Origin of the sequence: Rhodococcus sp. ACPA4, from assembly GCF_002300185.1 — a bacterium.
Classification (GTDB): domain Bacteria; phylum Actinomycetota; class Actinomycetes; order Mycobacteriales; family Mycobacteriaceae; genus Rhodococcus_F; species Rhodococcus_F globerula.
Genome location: NZ_NSDY01000001.1, coordinates 1 through 16,895 on the forward strand (window position 1 = coordinate 1; position 16,895 = coordinate 16,895).

Genomic DNA, 16,895 nt, shown 5'->3' on the forward strand with positions numbered 1-16,895 from the left:
GCGCGCCGCGGCGGCGGCATCGGCGCGGCCGCACTGTGCGGCGGCGGCGGGCAGGGCGACGCACTGATCGTCCGCGTGCCCAAGGCCTGAGAGTCTAAATACACCTGAACACCTCAGTTCGCTCTACGACGCCTCGTGGTATTCCTCACACCACTACGGGGCGTCGTAGTTGTTCGGGCACAATGGGGTTCATGGCGAACGTCTTCGATCTCAGTACCACCGCAAAGCGGTTCCGTTTCATTGCCGTCCTCGAGGCCTTCACATGGCTCGGACTGTTGGTCGGAATGGCCTTCAAGTACATCCCCGAAGAGGGAATGGTGGCAGGCGTCAAGATCTTCGGTCCCTTCCACGGTGCTGTGTTCGTCATCTACATCCTGGTTGCGCTCTGGACTGCAAAGCAGTTGAAGTGGAACCTGGTCACCACGTTCTGGGCACTGTTTGCCAGCATCCCGCCGTTCGGCACGATTGTTTTCGAGGCGTGGGCCGCGCGCACAGGCAAGTTGGCGGAACTGTCCAAGGTGAACACAGCCGCTGCAGACCCCGCGCTCGCTTAAGTGAAGTAGGCCTCTTCGAAGGTTCCGGCAACTCGTGACAAACTGGGACTTGTGACTCGACCAGGATCCAGGCCCCCAGCGCGTTCGTCAGCAGTTGCAGCCGCTATGAGCGGCGCAGTCGACTTGTCCGCTCTCAAAGAGCGGGCCACGGCCCCACCTCCGCGTAATCCCAGCGGCGATGGGGCCGTTTCTGCTGCCAATGGGTTTGTCATCGAGGTGACGGAAGCGAACTTCGAGGCCGAAGTTCTGGTCAAGTCGAGCCAGGTGCCCGTGATCGTCAACCTCGGTGGGCGCGCGTACGAGCCGTCTGTCGTCTTCACCGAGGTGCTGGAGCGCTTGGCCGCGCAGGCAGGTGGTCAGTGGATTCTTGCGAACGTCGACGTCGATGTCAGCCCCCAGATCGCGCAGGCCTTCGGAATCCAGTCGGTGCCGACGGTTGTTGCCGTTGCCGCCGGTCAGCCGTTGGCAGATTTCCAGGGTGCACAGCCCGAAGAGCAGTTGACTCAGTGGTTTGCCGCCGTTCTGCAAGCTACCGCCGGAAAGCTCAGCGGTCCCGTTCCGACTGCTGAGCGCGACGAACCAGAAGTGGAAGATCCACGATTCGTTGCTGCCGAAACCGCCCTCGACGCCGGTGATCTCGACGGTGCCATTGCGGCATACCAAGTGATTCTCGATGTCGAGCCGACCAACGCCGAGGCCCTCAACGCTGTTCGCCAGGTCAAGTTCATGGCGCGTGCCCAGAACACCGAACCCGACGCCGTGGCGGCGGCCGACGCAGATCCGTCGAATGCCGAACTGCAGTTCGCGGCAGCGGACCTGGAGATGGCCGGACAGCAACCGGAAGCAGCTTTTGCTCGCCTCATCGGCGTCGTGTCACGCAGTGCAGGTGACGACAAGGCCGCGGCGCGGACGCGTCTGCTCGAACTCTTCGAATTGTTCGATCCCGCCGAGCCCATGGTGATGGCAGCCCGCCGCAAACTGGCGGCAGCGCTCTACTAGGCCTACTACGGCCGCTACTCCGTATAGCGGCTGTCGCAGGACACCTGCCCACCCAACACACCGGTACGGAAGGCGTCGACCCGGGCGAAGCCGCTCGGGACGGTGTCGCCGTTGACGTCACTGGCAGCCAACCCGTCCGTCAACAAGCCGGAGACGGCCTCGTCGAGGTCGCCGGGCGACAGGGTGACCTGTGCTCCGGACTCGGCTGCATTGGAGGGGCTCAGTGCGGCTGTGATCACTCCGGCCAAGCACGCCGCCCGCAGCGCGGTCTGTGGTGTGTCGAGTGCCTGACCACGTTGCTGCTGCATCGCGAGGGTGTACCGCGACGCGAGCAGTACGTATGCGTTGTAGTCGCCGGTGATGTCGGTCTGCATCAATTCGCGTCGACCGACCCGTCCCGGTGTTCCGCGTTCCGCCAACTCGTCGACATTGATGCCGATGGTGTTGGTCGAGGGGCAGAACGAGACCGGTTCGGTAGCGACGGCGTCGGCGCATCCGGTGTCCGCGCCGGTGAATGTGACTGTCGGCGGATTCTCCAATTCGAAGACCGACTGGAATGTCGTGAGGAACTCCTGCAGCGTTTCCTCGGTGACGGGAAGTTCTCCTGAATCGCCTTCGGAGTCGAATTGCTGGGGCAGTTCAGCCCGCCGGGATTCGATTTCTTCCTGGTCGATACGCGTGCAGGCGGACGCGCCGTCGGTGAACCCGATCTGTGTTGCGGTGACGCGTTCGAACGCGGAACCGTGGTGTGAGTCGGGATCGTTGGGATCGTCGTCACGGATAGCGACCGCAGAGGCGAGCACCTTGTTCAGGCCGTCGGATGTGTTCATGGTGAAGTGTGCTGCCTTGTCCTCGGCAACGTGCCGCAGGAACGCGCCACCGAAGCAGTCGGCCTGCTGTTCACGCACCAGGGCCGATTCGGACCCACCTTTGACGATTCCGGCTTTGCGCTGGACGGCATGGCCGTACTCGTGCGCGAAGATGAACGCGACGGCGACGTCCCCGAACTTTTCCTGCACCTCGGGAAGGAGAAGTTCGCGATCCCACCCGATGGTGTGGTCGAGGCTGCAGTAGCCGGCGTTGATGAGGTCTTCTGTGGTCTCCTCGCAGAAGTCCGGGCCGTTCGATTCGGTGGGATCCCACGAGATCAGCGTGTCGACGGGTTGGAACGGTTCGTTGAACAGTGTCGGATACTGCGTGTTCCAAAAGGTTTCGATGTCGGTGATCGCGTTGGCGGCGAGTGCGTCGATGGAACCGCCGTCGGTGCCGACGATGTCGCGTTCGGCGTCGGGCGCACCGGGTCGCAGGCCACTAGGACCGGACGACGCGTCGAGGCCGGCAACGCGGAAGGGGTCGTGGTAGATCGAGACGGCCTGGCCACTGGAGGTCTGCGAACAGCCGGACAACACGGCAGCAGTTGCCAACAACGACGAAGTGACTAGTGCTGCTCGCCGGCCCACCATCAACGCTCCAGACTGATCCATATCGCACCGTTGGCGGGAAGTGCGACCTGAGCTGACGCCGGCCGACCGTGCCACGACTGCGACGTCGCTGTGACCGCACCGAGGTTGCCCACCCCCGAGCCGCCGTACGCCTGCGCATCGGTGTTGAGGATTTCCACCCATCGGCCGGGCTCCGGTAGCCCGACGCGGTAGCTCGAGTGTTCGCTGCCCGAGAAGTTGAAGAGGCAGGCGACAATCGAGCCGTCAGTACCGTAACGCAGAAAACTCAGGACGTTGTTCTCGGTGTCGTTGGCGTCGATCCACGAATACCCGCCAGGCGAGGTGTCCAGGGTCCACATTGCCGGATGCCGGCGGTATGCAGAGTTGAGATCGCTGACCAGCTGCATCGCGCCGCGGTGGAGATTGCCGGTGTTCGGGTCGTCGAGTTGCCACCAGTCGAGGCCTCGTTCTTCGGACCACTCGGCCGTCTGGCCGAACTCCTGGCCCATGAACAGAAGCTGCTTACCCGGGTGCGCCCACATGTACGCGAGGAGAGCGCGAAGCCCCGCGGCTTTCGCGAAATCGTTGCCGGGCATACGTGTCCACAAGGTTCCCTTGCCGTGGACGACCTCGTCGTGGCTGATGGGCAGTAGGTAGTTCTCGCTCCACGCGTACATCAGCGAGAAGGTGATCTCGTGATGGTGGTACGTGCGGTGGACGGGGTCGCGGCCCAGGAATCCCAGGGTGTCGTGCATCCATCCCATGTTCCATTTCATGTTGAATCCGAGACCGCCCACATTGGTCGCGCGGGTGACTCCAGGCCACGCGGTTGATTCCTCCGCAACGGTGACAACGCCACGGTGCTTCTTGTGGACGGTGGCGTTCATCTCCTGAAGGAACGCAACTGCTTCCAGGTTCTCTCGGCCACCGTGAATGTTGGGAGTCCAGCCACCTTCCGGGCGGGAGTAATCCAGGTAGAGCATCGATGCGACAGCATCGACGCGTAGGCCGTCGATGTGGAATTCGTCGAGCCAGAACAGTGCGTTGGCGACGAGGAAGTTGCGGACTTCGCGTCGACCGAAGTCGAATACGTATGTACCCCAGTCCAACTGCTCGCCGCGCTGCGGATCGGCATGTTCGTAGAGCGGTGTGCCGTCGAAGCGGGCCAGTGCCCACTCGTCCTTGGGGAAGTGAGCGGGAACCCAGTCGACGAGGACGCCGATGCCGGCGGCGTGCAGGTGATCGACAAACCAGCGGAAATCGTCGGGTGTCCCGAATCGTGCCGTCGGAGCGTAGTACGACGTGACCTGATATCCCCAGGATCCGCCGAACGGGTGCTCGGCGACTGGGAGCAATTCGACGTGTGTGAACCCGGTTTCGGTGACGTACTGCGCGAGTTGCTCGGCCATCTGCCGGTAGTCGAGGCCAGGGCGCCAGGATCCGAGATGCACTTCGTACACACTCATCGGTGACTGCGCTGGGTCGACGTGCGCGCGGGCCTCGAGCCAGTCGGCGTCGTGCCAGATGTGGGAACTGGTACTCACGCGTGACGCCGTCGCCGGCGGTACCTCGGTGGCGAAGGCCATGGGGTCGGCCTTGTCCGCTACCGAACCGTCTCGCCCGTGGACGCGGAACTTGTACAGTTCACCTGCTGTGATTCCGGGCAGGAACAGTTCCCAGACTCCTGTCGAACCGAGGACGCGCATGGGCGCGAATTGCCCACCCCAGCCGTCGAAGTCGCCGATGACGGTGACTCCCCGGGCGGCGGGTGCCCACACCGCAAACGAGGTTCCCTCGACTACTCCGTCCGGTGTTTCGTAGCTGCGCGGGTGGGCGCCGAGGATATCCCACAGGCGTTCGTGCCGACCCTCACCGAAGAGATGGAGATCAAGTTCGCCGAGCGTGGGGAGGAATCGGTACGGATCGGCAACAACGACGGTATGCCCACCCGGGTAGGTGACCGAGTACCGGTAGTCCATGAGTTCCGGGTAGGGGACCAGTGCGGCGAAGACCCCACCCGAAATGTGGTGGAGGGGAAAGGCCTTTCCGCCGATGACGGCGTTGACAGACTCGGCGTGTGGCCGAAGGGTACGCAGCACTGTTCCGTCGGGGTGTGCGTGCGCGCCGAGGACGCTGTGCGGATCGTGGTGTTCGCCGCGGGCAAGCAATTCCAGATCGTGGGGCGCTGGAGCAACCCCGGCAGGCAGTTCGGCGACCATCATTTACCTCCGCGGTATGCCAGGGAAGTTCTGGCGGGGTAGGGAACTGGCGGTAGCGCAAGAATGTGGGCGACGGACCGCCACGGCTCTAGGCGAACGAAATTTGCTTGGCCCCACTGATATTGCTCGCCGCTCACTTCGTCGAGCACGCTCATGTGGTCGTGCCATTCGCGCCCGAGTGCTGGCATGTCCAGCCAGATCGTTCCCTCTTCCGCGGCAAACGGATTGAGGTTGATGACGGTGAGTACGGCGTCGCCGGTGATCGGATCGAACTTCGAGTAGGCGATGATCGCGTCGTTGTCGATGTGGTGGAAATGCAGGTTGCGGAGTTGTTGCAGAGCGGGGTGCGCGCGGCGGATGCGGTTCAGCGTGGTGATCCAGGGTTCGAGGGATTCGCCGCGCGCAGCGGCTTCCGCGAACCGGCGCGGACGCAGTTCGTACTTCTCCGAGTCCAGATACTCTTCGCTACCGGGACGCACCGCCTGGTGCTCGTAGAGTTCGTACCCCGAGTAGACGCCCCACGTCGGTGCGAGTGTTGCGGCGAGAGCTGCCCGCAGCGCGAACATTCCGGGTCCGCCGTGCTGTAGCGACTCGTGCAGGATGTCCGGGGTGTTCACGAAGAGATTGGGGCGCGCCTCGTCGGCTTTGGCTGCGAGTTCGTTGCCGAATTCCGTCAGTTCCCACTTTGCGACGCGCCACGTGAAGTACGTGTACGACTGTGTGAAGCCGCGTCGGGCCAGGCCGTACATGCGGGCAGGCCGGGTGAACGCCTCGGCCAGGAAGAGAACGTCCGGATCGGATTTCTTGACTTCGGAGATCAGCTTTTCCCAGAAGTTGGGCGGCTTGGTGTGGGGGTTGTCGACGCGAAAGATCTTGACCCCCGCGTTGATCCAGTGGCGAACGACGCGCAGGATTTCCTTGTCCAACCCGTCCGGGTCGATGTCGAAGTTGATCGGATAGATGTCCTGGTACTTCTTCGGCGGGTTCTCCGCGTAGGCGATGGTGCCGTCGGGCAGAACAGTGAACCACTCGGGATGCTTTGCTGCCCAAGGATGATCGGGTGCACATTGCAGTGCGAGGTCGAGTGCCACTTCGAGGTCGAGTTTGCGTGCCCGCGACACGAACGCCTTGAAATCCTTGAGCGTTCCGAGTTCCGGATGGACTGCGTCGTGCCCACCTTCGGCGGAGCCGATGGCCCATGGCGATCCGACATCCCCGGGTTCGGGAGTGAGCGTGTTGTTGCGGCCCTTGCGATTGATCTCACCGATCGGGTGAATCGGCGGCAGGTAGACAACATCGAAACCCATTGCGGCAATGCGTGGTAGATCCTCGGACGCGGTCTTGAACGTGCCGTGCTTCGGCACCCCGTTCTCGTCCCAGCCACCGGTGGAGCGGGGGAAGAACTCGTACCACGAACCGAACAGTGCTCGGTTGCGGTCGACCAGCACGTTGTGCGGTTCGCCCTTGGTGACCAACTCGCGCAGGGGATGCGCGCGGAGCAACTCGGCGACGTCCGACGCAAATGCCGGGGCGACCCGGGCTGTCACCGGCGCGGTGCTGCGCAGCGACGCCGTCACCGCCTCCAACTTCGAGCGGTTGGCGCGGGGCTGTTCCTGGGCGGCGCGCTCGAAGAGTCGCGCGCCGATCTCGAGGTCGTTGGCTAGCTCTGCCGGGCCTTGCCCGACGGACAGTTTGGCTTCGACGGCGTGCTTCCAGGTTGCGACGGGATCACTCCACGCTTCGATCCGGAACGTCCAGAGTCCCTCGGTGGACGGAACGAATACAGCGTCGACGGTGTCCGGTTCGCTGCCCGGGTCCATCTGGATGCGTATCGGTTTGGTTCCGCGGGGTCCGCGCACGGTGAGGGTGGCCGCAACTGCGTCGTGGCCCTCTCGCCATACCGTGGCGTGTACGGGAAACACTTCACCCACTACGGCCTTGGCTGGATAGTTACCCGAGATCGCGGGTACCACGTCGTCGATACCGAGGCGTCCTGTCACGGGAAGCTCCATTTCTGATGGTGGAGTGTTACTGGTGTGGCCGAGTTCAACCGTAGTGGGTACAGCGCCATGTCGTCGCTCCAGCGGACACGGTGGTTCAACTCGACTAGGGTTCGCGGGGTGAAAGCCTTGCGTCGGTTCACTGTCCGAGCCCACCTTCCGGAGCGCCTTGCAGCGCTCGGCCCCTTGTCCACCAACTTGCGTTGGTCCTGGCATCCCGAGACTCAGGATCTGTTCTCGCGCCTGGACCCTGAACTCTGGCAAGCAGTTCAGTTCGATCCGGTTCGAATGCTCGGAGGGGTCGATCCCGCCCGACTCGACGAGCTCAGCAGCGACGACGACTTCCTCGCTGACCTCGACACCGCAGCCGCCGATCTCGACAGCTACCTGAGCACTCCGCGCTGGTACCAGTCGCAGCAGGCAAAGGGGGTGTCGCTGGCTGGGGGAATTGCGTACTTCTCCATGGAATTCGGCGTCAGCGAAGTCCTGCCGAACTACTCGGGTGGCCTGGGAATTCTGGCCGGCGATCATCTCAAGGCCGCATCGGATCTGGGACTGCCGCTGATCGGTGTCGGACTGCTCTATCGATCCGGCTACTTCCGCCAGTCCCTGACAGCCGACGGGTGGCAGGCCGAGCACTACCCACCCCACGATCCGCAGGGGTTGCCCCTGCGTTTGCTGACGGATGCCGGCCCGTCGTCCGACGACGGTTCGCCGGTAGTGATCCACGTCGCGATGCCCGGTGGGCGAGTTCTCCGGTCGCGGGTGTGGATCGCGCAGGTCGGCCGGGTGCCCCTGCTTCTCCTCGATTCGGACATCGCTGAGAACGATCCCGATCTCCGCGGCGTGACCGACCGGCTGTACGGCGGCGATCAGGATCACCGCATCAAGCAGGAAATCCTTGCGGGTATCGGTGGCGTACGTGCAGTTCGGGCGTACACCGCGGCATACGGATTGCCCGATCCCGAGGTGTTCCACATGAACGAGGGCCACGCCGGTTTCCTCGGTATCGAACGAATTCGTGAACTTGTCACCACCAGCGGGCTGGATTTCGATTCGGCGTTGGCGGCTGTACGCGCCGGTACCGTCTTCACGACCCACACTCCGGTGCCCGCCGGAATCGACCGCTTCCCGGCAGATCTGGTTCGCCACTACTTCGGCGGTTCCAACGGCGAGAACGAATCGACGCTTCTTCCCGGCCTGACGGTCGATCGCATCGTCGGCATGGGCCGCGAATCGGATCCGTCGATCTTCAACATGGCGCATATGGGCCTTCGACTGGGCCAGCGTGCCAACGGTGTGTCGAAGCTGCACGGCATCGTCAGTCGCGACATGTTCAACGGTCTCTGGCCGGGATTCGACGCTGACGAGGTTCCGATCGGCTCGGTGACCAACGGTGTCCATGCACCCACCTGGGCGGCGCCGGAATGGATGAACGTCGCCCGCCGGATCGTCGGACAGGAGCAGCTCGAGGAATCGCGCGGCTGGGAACGCTTGCACGAGCTGTCCGCCACCGAACTCTGGGAAACGCGCAACGACTTGCGCGGCAAACTCGTCGACGAAGTGCGTCGACGTGTGAAGGCGTCGTGGCTCGAGCGCGGCGCCACCGAAGCCGAACTGGGTTGGACCAGTGGAGTTTTCGACCCGAATGTGTTGACTGTCGGGTTTGCCAGGCGCGTGCCGACGTACAAGCGACTCACCCTGATGCTGCGCGACCCCGATCGACTGCGCGCGATGCTCCTCGACGAAAAGCGGCCAGTGCAGTTGGTGGTGGCCGGAAAGTCGCATCCCGCAGACGACGGTGGCAAGGCGCTCATTCAGCAGGTGGTGCGGTTCGCCGACGAGGCGGATGTCCGTCATCGCATCGTCTTCCTGCCGGATTACGACATGTCGATGGCCCGCTACCTGTACTGGGGTTGCGATGTGTGGCTGAACAATCCGCTGCGCCCGCTCGAGGCGTGTGGAACTTCCGGTATGAAGTCTGCACTGAACGGCGGACTCAACCTCTCCATCCGTGACGGATGGTGGGACGAGATGTACGACGGTGAGAACGGCTGGGCAATCCCGACCGCCGACGGCGTCCTCGACGACGTTCGCCGTGACGATCTCGAAGCGAGCGCGCTCTACGAATTGCTCGAACACGCGGTGCTACCCACGTTCTACGACCGTGACGCTGCCGACCTGCCGACGCGGTGGGTCGAGAAGGTTCGCCACACACTCGAGAATCTGGGCCCGAAGGTGTTGGCGTCACGCATGGTTCGTGACTATGCAGTGCAGTACTACGCGCCGTCGGCAGAATCTGCTCGGGCTGTGGTGGCGGACAACTACGCCGGCGCGCGTGAGGTTGCCGAGTTCCGTCGACGGATCGAATCGCAGTGGCCGTCCGTGAGCGTTGTGCAGGTTGACGGTTCCGGTTTGCCGGATACCCCGGAAATCGGTGCGACCCTCTCGCTGAAGGCTCAGGTTCGTCTCGGCGATTTGTCGGTGACAGACGTCGAGGTGCAAGCAGTCATCGGACGCGTCACTCCGGGTGAGGAACTGACCGATGTGGTCACCTTCCCGATGACGCATTTCGGTTCGGAAGACGGCATCGAGATCTTCGAAGCCGAAGTAGCGCTTCCGGTTTCGGGATCGGTCGGCTACACGGTTCGGGTTCTTCCGCATCACCGTCTGCTGGTGAACGCATCAGAGCTGGGATTGGTCACGACGCCGGCTGTGTAAACCCACTTTCTGCCCCGGACCTTGTCACAAGGTCCGGGGCAGAAGTGCGTCAGGGCCGCGAATCGCGGATACGGGTCAGTGCCTTGCGGACGACCTCGGGCTTGGTCGTCTCCCAGAACGGTGGCAATGACGCCCGCAGGTATCCGGCATACCGGGCTGTTGCAAGACGCGGATCCAGTACGGCCACAACACCTTTGTCGTCGACGCTACGCAACAGTCTGCCCACTCCCTGGGCGAGGAGCAGCGCTGCATGGTTGGCCGAGACGCTGAGGAAGCCGTTTCCGCCGTGTGCCTCGATGGCCTGTTGACGAGCCATCAGCAGCGGATCGTCCGGCCGCGGAAATGGAATGCGGTCCAAGATCACCAGGGACAGCGACGGGCCGGGAACGTCGACGCCTTGCCATAGGGACAGTGTCCCGAACAGTGATGTGGGTTCATCCTTGGCGAAGGCCTTGACGAGGGTGCCGGTGGCGTCGTCGCCCTGGCACAGGATCGGCGTGTCGAGGCGATCACGCATGGCTTCGGAAGCGGCTTTGGCGGCGCGCATCGACGAGAACAGTCCGAGGGTGCGCCCACCCGCAGCCTCGACGAGTTCGGCGATTTCGTCGAGGTAGACCGGGGACAAGCCGTCCCGGCCGGGTGTGGGCAGGTGGCGGGCAATGTAGATGATTCCGGCTTTCGCATGGTCGAACGGCGATCCGACGTCGACCGAGTTCCAACGAAATGCGTTGGCATCGGAAGGGGCTTCGCTTCCGATCGCGGTTCCGGAATCGGGGCGAACCGACGACTGCGCGGGTAGTCCCCAGTTGATCGCAAGACCGTCGAAGGAACCTCCGACGGTGAGTGTTGCGGACGTCAACACCACAGTGGATTCCGCGAACAGGCGTGAGCGCAGCAAACCGCCGACGGACAGCGGGGCCATCCGGACGGAGCGGCGGACCGATCCGCGGAACTCGTCGGACGAGAGCCAGACCACATCTTTGCGCTGGGCGGGATCTGGTTCGTCGAAAGCAGTGAGGACTCGTACGGCGCTGTCGTGAATGTCTTCCACCGAGGAGAGTGCCGCGTTGCGGGCGGCCGCTGCTTCGGGATCGGCTGCCATCATGCCGGGCTTGGCCGGGCCGATGGCTGTGCGCAGGGCCCACGCGGCATCGCGGATGGCCGCGAGCGCGGGAGCAGCGCCGTCGGGAAGCCCGTCCCAGCGTCCGGGGCGAAGTTCTTCGAGGAGTCCGGCCCAGCCTTCGCCGGCGGCCTCGAGACGATCGGCGTCCTGTTCTTCGACGATCTTGCCGCAGCGACGAGCGGCTGCGCTGATGGCGGCCGCGGTGAGCTCGTCCGTCGCGACCCCGGTCACGCGGTCGACCAATTCGTGGGCTTCGTCGATGACAACGACGTCGTGCTCGGGCAGAATCTGGATGCCTGTAATGGCGTCGATCGCCAGTAGGGCGTGGTTGGTGACCACGACGTCTGCCTTCGACGCCTCGACGCGGGCGCGTTCGGCAAAGCAGTCCTCGCCGACCGGGCACTGGTTCTTTCCGATGCATTCGCGGGACGTCACGCTGACCTGCCGCCACGCCTGATCGGACACACCTGGCACGAGTTCGTCGCGGTCGCCGGTGTCGGTGTCCGACGACCACTCGGTCAAGCGCACCACTTCACGGCCCAGCCGGGAGACTGTGAACGGATCGAACAGTTCGTCCTCCGGTGGCTGCTCGGAGGCACCGGTGTGGATCTTGTTCATGCACAGGTAGTTGTTGCGGCCCTTGAGGATTGCGAATTCCGCGCGACGCCCGAGTGGCTTCTTCAGTGCATCGGCCAGGCGGGGGAGATCACGATCGACCAACTGCCGCTGCAGGGCGATGGTGGCCGTCGACACGACGACGGTGCGACCGGACTCGACGGCATGGCGCAGGCTCGGCACCAGGTAGGCCAGCGACTTACCCGTACCGGTGCCGGCCTGGACGGCAAGATGCTCACCGGTATCGATCGAATGCGCTACCGCCGACGCCATCGTGAGCTGGCTGGTCCGCTCGGCACCGCCCAGCGCCTGCACCGCCGTGCGAAGCAGTTCGGGGACATTCGGAAGTTCATCGGCCACTGAAGCAGGTTAGTGGATACCTACGTCAGAAATATCGACGCCACTCGAAGGCGCATGTTCGTCACGGCCGCTGAGCTGCACTCCGTGCTCGCGCATCTGCGTCAAAGCAGCTTCGATCGTGGCGGTTGCCACACCCGCAGTGAGTGGCAGGAGGACTGTGGTGGCAAAGCCGGCGCGGACCGCGTCGAGTGCCGTGGCCCTCACGCAGTGATCGGTGGCAATGCCGATGACGTCGACGTCGGTGATGTCGTGTGCCCGCAACCACTCCTCGAGGGGCGTGCCGTCCTCGGAAAACCCTTCGAACCCGGAGTACGCGGCGCTGTATGCACCTTTGGAGAACACGGCAGATCCGGCGATCGATGCATCGAAAGCCGGGTGGAAGTCGGCGCCCGAGGTTCCGACTACACAGTGCACCGGCCACGTGTCGACGTAATCGGGGTTTTCCGAGAAGTGAGCGCCCGGATCGATGTGGAAATCGCGGGTCGCTGCGACGGCGTCGTACTCGTGAGAGTCGACGAAGGTGTTGATTGCCGCAGCTACGGCAGCGCCGCCGTCGACGGCTAGGGCGCCGCCCTCACAGAAGTCGTTCTGGACGTCCACCACGATCAATGCACGTGCAGTCATCGGTGACCTCCACCGACAAATCGGACCGGTACCGCGGAATCTCCGCGTGAGAGCTTGAGGCCCTCCCACGGGAGGCTGAGCAGCCCGGCTTTCACGACTGCTCGGCTCTCTTCCAATGTGGGGACGCCGTCGACGGTCTTGCCGCCGCGTACCAACGGAATCATCAGCTCGGTCGCGCCGTCCGCGGCTGTGAACGGCGAGGGCGCGTCGGCGGGGTAGATCACTTCCTCGACCAGTGTTCCGGTCTGGCGAGCGATGCGCAGTGCTTTCTTCGCTCCGCCGCGCGACGCTTTGTTGGTACTGCGCTTCTCGACGGGAATTCCGTCCACCTCGACAAGTTTGTAGACCATGCCGGCCGTCGGAGCGCCGGAGCCGATGACGAGGGACGTGCCGACGCCGTAGGTGTCGACGGGTTCGGCGCGCAGCGCTGCGATGGCATATTCGTCGAGGTCGCCGGAGACGACGATGCGGGTCTTGGTGGCGCCGAGGTCGTCGAGTTGTCGACGCACCTGGCGGGTGACCACCCCGAGGTCTCCGGAGTCGATCCGCACCCCGCCAAGCTCGGTTCCGGCTACGGCGATAGCGGTTTTCACGCCTTCGGTGATGTCGTAGGTGTCGACCAGCAATGTGGTCGAGACACCGAGTACGTCGACCTGCGCGCGGAAGGCCGCGGCCTCGTCGGTTCCGTTGTCGGTGGTGTGCAGGAGGGTGAAGGCGTGGGCGCTGGTACCCGCGCCGGGAACGTCGTGGCGGCGGACAGCTTCGAGATTGGACGTGGCGTCGAATCCGGCGAGGTACGCGGCGCGGGACGACGCGACTGCGGCTTGCTCATGGGTCCGGCGTGAGCCCATTTCGATGAGCCGTCGACCGTCTGCGGCACTGACCATGCGGGCCGCAGCCGACGCAATCGCGCTGTCGTGGTTGAGGATCGAGAGGGCCAGTGTCTCGAGCAACACGCATTCGGCAAACGATCCGCGGACGGAGAGGATCGGCGAGCCGGGAAAGTAGAAGTCGCCTTCGCGGTAACCGTCGATGTCGCCGGAGAACCGGTAATTGCGCAGCCACTCGACGGTGGTGTCGTCCAGGAACTTCGAGACGATCGCCAGTTCGGGTTCCCCGAAACGGAAGTGCTCGAGAGCGTCGAGCAATCGCTCCGTGCCGGCGACGATTCCGTAACGCCTGCCGTCGGGAAGTCTGCGCGCGAATACTTCGAAACTGCAGGTACGGAAAGCAGATCCGTCGGCAAGCGCGGCAGAGAGCATGGTGAGCTCGTACTGGTCGGTGAGCAGAGCGGTACTCGCGGCGGCGTCACGGGTGTCGGAGATTTGCGTAGGCACGCACATAACTCTAGGCGGGAGACCACGAGGGTGGGTGTTGTCACCTCGGATCGCGCCGTACCCTGGAGACATGGTTTTCGGCTCTGCGACTGTTTCCACAACTGCCTCTGCGCCGCGCGCGGTCCCGGAGCAGTCGGAGGCTGTTGCAATCATCGAAGCTGTTGACAGGCCTTGGGTGACGATCGTCTGGGACGATCCGGTCAATCTGATGCACTACGTGACCTACGTGTTCCAGAAACTGTTCGGGTACAGCAAGGCCAAGGCTACCGATTTGATGATGAAGGTGCATTCGGAGGGCAAGGCCGTCGTGTCCAGTGGTTCGCGCGACAAGATGGAAGCCGATGTTCGGCGTCTGCACGCGGCGGGACTGTGGGCCACGATGCAGCGCGACGACACCTAGGGCTCGCTCACCTTCGACAAGTTCGATCCGATCACAAGAGGGGAGTCCGACGCGTGCGGACGTGGATCAAGAAGAACTCGCTTTCCGGAGTGAAGTTCAAATCCGAGATGGACGCTCATGAGGTGACCGTCCTGAGTTCGCTCGTAGAGTCGGTGATCGGACTGCTGGAAGATCGTGAGTCCGGCGCACCGCAGGACGAGTTGGCGGCGCTCACCGGTCTTCGAACCGGTAATTCGGAATCGCCCGACAATCCGGTTCTGGCGCGGTTGCTCCCAGATTTTCAGCGAACCGACCCCAGTAAGGCGTCCCCGGATTCCGATGATCTCGACGACGCCGGCGCCAATGTCAACGGAGCGCTGCGGAGTTTGCACGAACCCGAGATCATCGACGCGAAGAAGGCTGCCGGCAGGGTTTTGCTGGCCTCGCTTCCCGCGGACGGCGGCAAGATCCTCCTGACCCAGGAGCAGGCCGACGCGTGGCTGTCCGCGCTCAACGACGTTCGTCTGGCTCTCGGCACCAATCTCGGTATCGACGCAGACACTCCGGAAAGTTTGGATCCGGATGATCCGCGAGCACCGCATCTTGATGTCTATCACTGGTTGACGTGGATGCAGGATTCGCTCGTTCAGGCGCTCATGCCGTGATCACCACGGCGCCCGGCCCCACGGATTCGTTGACCGACATCGCCGGTTTGACTGTCGGTCATCATCATCGGCTCGACGACGACGCTGCTCTGGGGGCGGGGGCCGCGACGGGATGCACCGTTGTGCTGGCCCCGGCGGGAGTGGTTGCGGGAGTTGATGTTCGGGGCGGCGGGCCGGGTACTCGCGAAACCGATCTCCTCGACCCGAGCCATTCGGTTCAGCAGGTCAATGCCGTGCTCCTGACCGGTGGAAGTGCGTACGGCCTCGCTGCCGCCGACGGTGTCATGCGCTGGCTCGAGGAACACGGCCACGGAATCGCGATGGGCCTGCCTGGCCAGGTGGTGCCGATCGTGCCGGGCGCCGTCATCTTCGATCTTCCGGTCGGGGACTGGAAGATTCGACCTGACGCCGATTTCGGATATCTGGCAGCAGAATCCGCGTCGCGTGAATGTGCGACCGGAACAGTGGGCGCCGGTGTCGGTGCCCGTGCCGGTGGGATCAAAGGCGGCGTCGGAACTGCCAGCGTCGTGATCACAGACGGACCGGCCAAGGGGACAACTGTGTCGGCCTTGATCGTGGCAAACCCGGTCGGCTCGGTCTTCGATCCGCGTACCGGTCTGCCGTGGGGCGTCGGGTCCGAGGGGGAGGCGTCCTTCGGGATCGGCATGCCGATTCCGTGCGAGCTCGACGCAGCCAACGCAATCGGGGCCAAAGGGACAGTGCTCAACACCACCATCGGCGTCGTCGCTACCGACGCGGCCCTGACCAAAGCCGGGTGCCGACGCGTTGCAGTTGCCGGTCACGACGGTTTGGCCAGGGCAATCCGTCCGGCCCATTCGCCGTTGGACGGCGACACGATCTTTGCGCTCGCTACCGGAACGCACACGCCGGAATCGGCGATCGACGTACCGGCCGCGTTCCCTGCGGATCTGCCGATCCTCGACGCTGTCTGTGCGGCTGCCGCCCAGGTCGTGGAACGCGCGATCGTCAAGGCGATTCTCGACGCGACATCGGTGGCGGGGATCCCGAGTTACCGAGACCTGTTCCCGTCGGCTTTCGTCTAGCCCGGCGAGCGCCGGTAACCTCGAAGTAGACACATCTACTGTGAGGACGCACGCGATGACGATGGATTTCAACAGTCCTGATTTCGGTTCACGGGCACCGGTTCCCGCGCCGAAACCGCCGTCGGTGTGGAAGCAGTCCGCGGTGCTGGTCGGCGGATTTGTACTAGCGCTGTACGTCATCGAGATCATCGACGTCATTTCCGGTCAGAACGTCCAGAACGCCGGAGTCTCACCGCGAACGCTCGACGGTTTGTGGGGCATCCTGTTTGCGCCCGTGTTGCACGACGACTGGGCACACTTGATCGCGAACACCATCCCCGTACTGATACTCGGCTATCTCGTTCTGGTGTCTGGCATATCGAGAGGGTTGGCTGCGACCGGAATCATCTGGGTCATCGGCGGGGTCGGAACGTGGCTCGTTGCCGGAGCGAATACCAATCACGTCGGGGCGTCGGTGCTGATCTTCGGGTGGGTGACCTACCTGTTGACGCGTGGATTTTTCACCCGGAGTTTCGGCCAGATTCTGATCGGCGTTGTTGTCTTCGTGATCTACGGCGGAGTCCTGTGGGGCGTGGTGCCCAGCACGCCGGGAGTCTCGTGGCAGGGGCATTTGTTCGGTGCGGTCGGCGGCGTCGTAGCGGCGTGGGCACTCTCCTCCGGCGATCGAGCGAACCGCGCCGGCGCTACAACACCTGCCCGACCAGCAACTTTCTGATCGGACGTGGGTCACACCCCACCGGCGGTGTGACTTCGACTCGCCAAAACGACCGGGAGCTTTTTTGTTAATGGGTCG

Annotated in this window: 13 protein-coding genes; 7 read left to right on the forward strand and 6 right to left on the reverse strand. The window is 63.8% G+C overall.

Annotation, left to right across the window (positions count from 1 at the left end; genetic code table 11):
* Nucleotides 1-191: 191 nt before the first annotated feature.
* The gene (locus tag CJ178_RS00005; RefSeq protein ID WP_033233155.1) at nt 192-554 is read left to right on the forward strand and encodes a DUF3817 domain-containing protein; all 363 of its coding nucleotides are present in this window, start codon (nt 192-194) and stop codon (nt 552-554) included.
* Nucleotides 555-659: 105 nt separating this feature from the next.
* Complete coding sequence (locus CJ178_RS00010; protein WP_095885866.1) at nt 660-1,553, forward strand: tetratricopeptide repeat protein; 894 nt, start codon at nt 660-662, stop codon at nt 1,551-1,553.
* A gap of 14 nt (nt 1,554-1,567) precedes the next feature.
* Here the strand turns inward: CJ178_RS00010 and CJ178_RS00015 are convergent, their stop codons facing one another.
* Genes CJ178_RS00015 through CJ178_RS00025 form a run of 3 tightly spaced genes read right to left on the reverse strand, consistent with a single transcriptional unit; the run spans nt 1,568 to nt 7,214 of the window.
* On the reverse strand, nt 1,568-3,016 hold the full coding sequence (locus CJ178_RS00015) for a neutral zinc metallopeptidase (protein ID WP_045066887.1): 1,449 nt from the start codon (nt 3,014-3,016) through the stop codon (nt 1,568-1,570).
* A complete protein-coding gene (gene glgB / locus CJ178_RS00020) occupies nt 3,016-5,214 on the reverse strand; it encodes a 1,4-alpha-glucan branching protein GlgB (RefSeq protein ID WP_095885867.1) in 2,199 nt (732 codons plus the stop codon). The genes CJ178_RS00015 and glgB overlap by 1 nt, the downstream gene beginning before the upstream one ends.
* Nucleotides 5,214-7,214, reverse strand: a complete 2,001-nt coding sequence (locus CJ178_RS00025) for a maltotransferase domain-containing protein (RefSeq protein WP_095887764.1) — start codon at nt 7,212-7,214, stop codon at nt 5,214-5,216. The genes glgB and CJ178_RS00025 overlap by 1 nt, the downstream gene beginning before the upstream one ends.
* 120 nt (nt 7,215-7,334) lie before the next feature.
* Between CJ178_RS00025 and glgP the strand changes: the two genes are divergently transcribed.
* Complete coding sequence (glgP, locus tag CJ178_RS00030) at nt 7,335-9,935, forward strand: alpha-glucan family phosphorylase (RefSeq protein WP_095885868.1); 2,601 nt, start codon at nt 7,335-7,337, stop codon at nt 9,933-9,935.
* A 49-nt stretch (nt 9,936-9,984) separates the two neighbouring features.
* Here the strand turns inward: glgP and CJ178_RS00035 are convergent, their stop codons facing one another.
* Genes CJ178_RS00035 through CJ178_RS00045 form a run of 3 tightly spaced genes read right to left on the reverse strand, consistent with a single transcriptional unit; the run spans nt 9,985 to nt 14,000 of the window.
* Complete coding sequence (locus tag CJ178_RS00035) at nt 9,985-12,033, reverse strand: ATP-dependent DNA helicase (protein WP_033232721.1); 2,049 nt, start codon at nt 12,031-12,033, stop codon at nt 9,985-9,987.
* 9 nt (nt 12,034-12,042) lie between these two features.
* The gene (locus CJ178_RS00040) at nt 12,043-12,657 is read right to left on the reverse strand and encodes an isochorismatase family protein (RefSeq protein WP_095885869.1); all 615 of its coding nucleotides are present in this window, start codon (nt 12,655-12,657) and stop codon (nt 12,043-12,045) included.
* A complete protein-coding gene (locus CJ178_RS00045; protein WP_095885870.1) occupies nt 12,654-14,000 on the reverse strand; it encodes a nicotinate phosphoribosyltransferase in 1,347 nt (448 codons plus the stop codon). Before CJ178_RS00045 ends, CJ178_RS00040 begins: the two co-directional genes overlap by 4 nt.
* 64 nt (nt 14,001-14,064) lie before the next feature.
* Here CJ178_RS00045 and clpS point away from each other — a divergent pair, with 64 nt between their 5' ends.
* From clpS to CJ178_RS00065, 4 genes are read left to right on the forward strand one after another with little or no spacing between them, the layout of a single operon-like run.
* Nucleotides 14,065-14,394: an ATP-dependent Clp protease adapter ClpS gene (clpS, locus tag CJ178_RS00050; protein WP_033232727.1), complete on the forward strand. Its 330-nt coding sequence runs from the start codon at nt 14,065-14,067 to the stop codon at nt 14,392-14,394.
* Nucleotides 14,395-14,447: 53 nt separating this feature from the next.
* Entirely contained in the window at nt 14,448-15,038 is a 591-nt protein-coding gene (gene aosR / locus CJ178_RS00055) for an oxidative stress transcriptional regulator AosR (protein ID WP_033232729.1), read from the forward strand.
* Nucleotides 15,035-16,102 (forward strand): P1 family peptidase, encoded by a 1,068-nt coding sequence (locus tag CJ178_RS00060; protein WP_095885871.1) that lies wholly within the window; start codon nt 15,035-15,037, stop codon nt 16,100-16,102. Before aosR ends, CJ178_RS00060 begins: the two co-directional genes overlap by 4 nt.
* Nucleotides 16,103-16,157: 55 nt before the next feature.
* Nucleotides 16,158-16,817, forward strand: coding sequence for a rhomboid family intramembrane serine protease (locus CJ178_RS00065; RefSeq protein ID WP_033232731.1), 660 nt, complete (start codon nt 16,158-16,160; stop codon nt 16,815-16,817).
* The last annotated feature ends 78 nt before the right edge of the window (nt 16,818-16,895 follow it).

Excerpts from the sequence above, each read along its gene's own strand:
- CJ178_RS00005 (WP_033233155.1), top strand. The coding sequence starts at position 192 with ATGGCGAACGTCTTCGATCTCAGTACCACCGCAAAGCGGTTCCGTTTC.
- CJ178_RS00010 (WP_095885866.1), top strand. The coding sequence starts at position 660 with ATGAGCGGCGCAGTCGACTTGTCCGCTCTCAAAGAGCGGGCCACGGCC.
- CJ178_RS00015 (WP_045066887.1), bottom strand. The coding sequence starts at position 3,016 with ATGGTGGGCCGGCGAGCAGCACTAGTCACTTCGTCGTTGTTGGCAACT.
- glgB (WP_095885867.1), bottom strand. The coding sequence starts at position 5,214 with ATGGTCGCCGAACTGCCTGCCGGGGTTGCTCCAGCGCCCCACGATCTG.
- CJ178_RS00040 (WP_095885869.1), bottom strand. The coding sequence starts at position 12,657 with ATGACTGCACGTGCATTGATCGTGGTGGACGTCCAGAACGACTTCTGT.
- CJ178_RS00045 (WP_095885870.1), bottom strand. The coding sequence starts at position 14,000 with ATGTGCGTGCCTACGCAAATCTCCGACACCCGTGACGCCGCCGCGAGT.
- clpS (WP_033232727.1), top strand. The coding sequence starts at position 14,065 with ATGGTTTTCGGCTCTGCGACTGTTTCCACAACTGCCTCTGCGCCGCGC.
- CJ178_RS00065 (WP_033232731.1), top strand. The coding sequence starts at position 16,158 with ATGACGATGGATTTCAACAGTCCTGATTTCGGTTCACGGGCACCGGTT.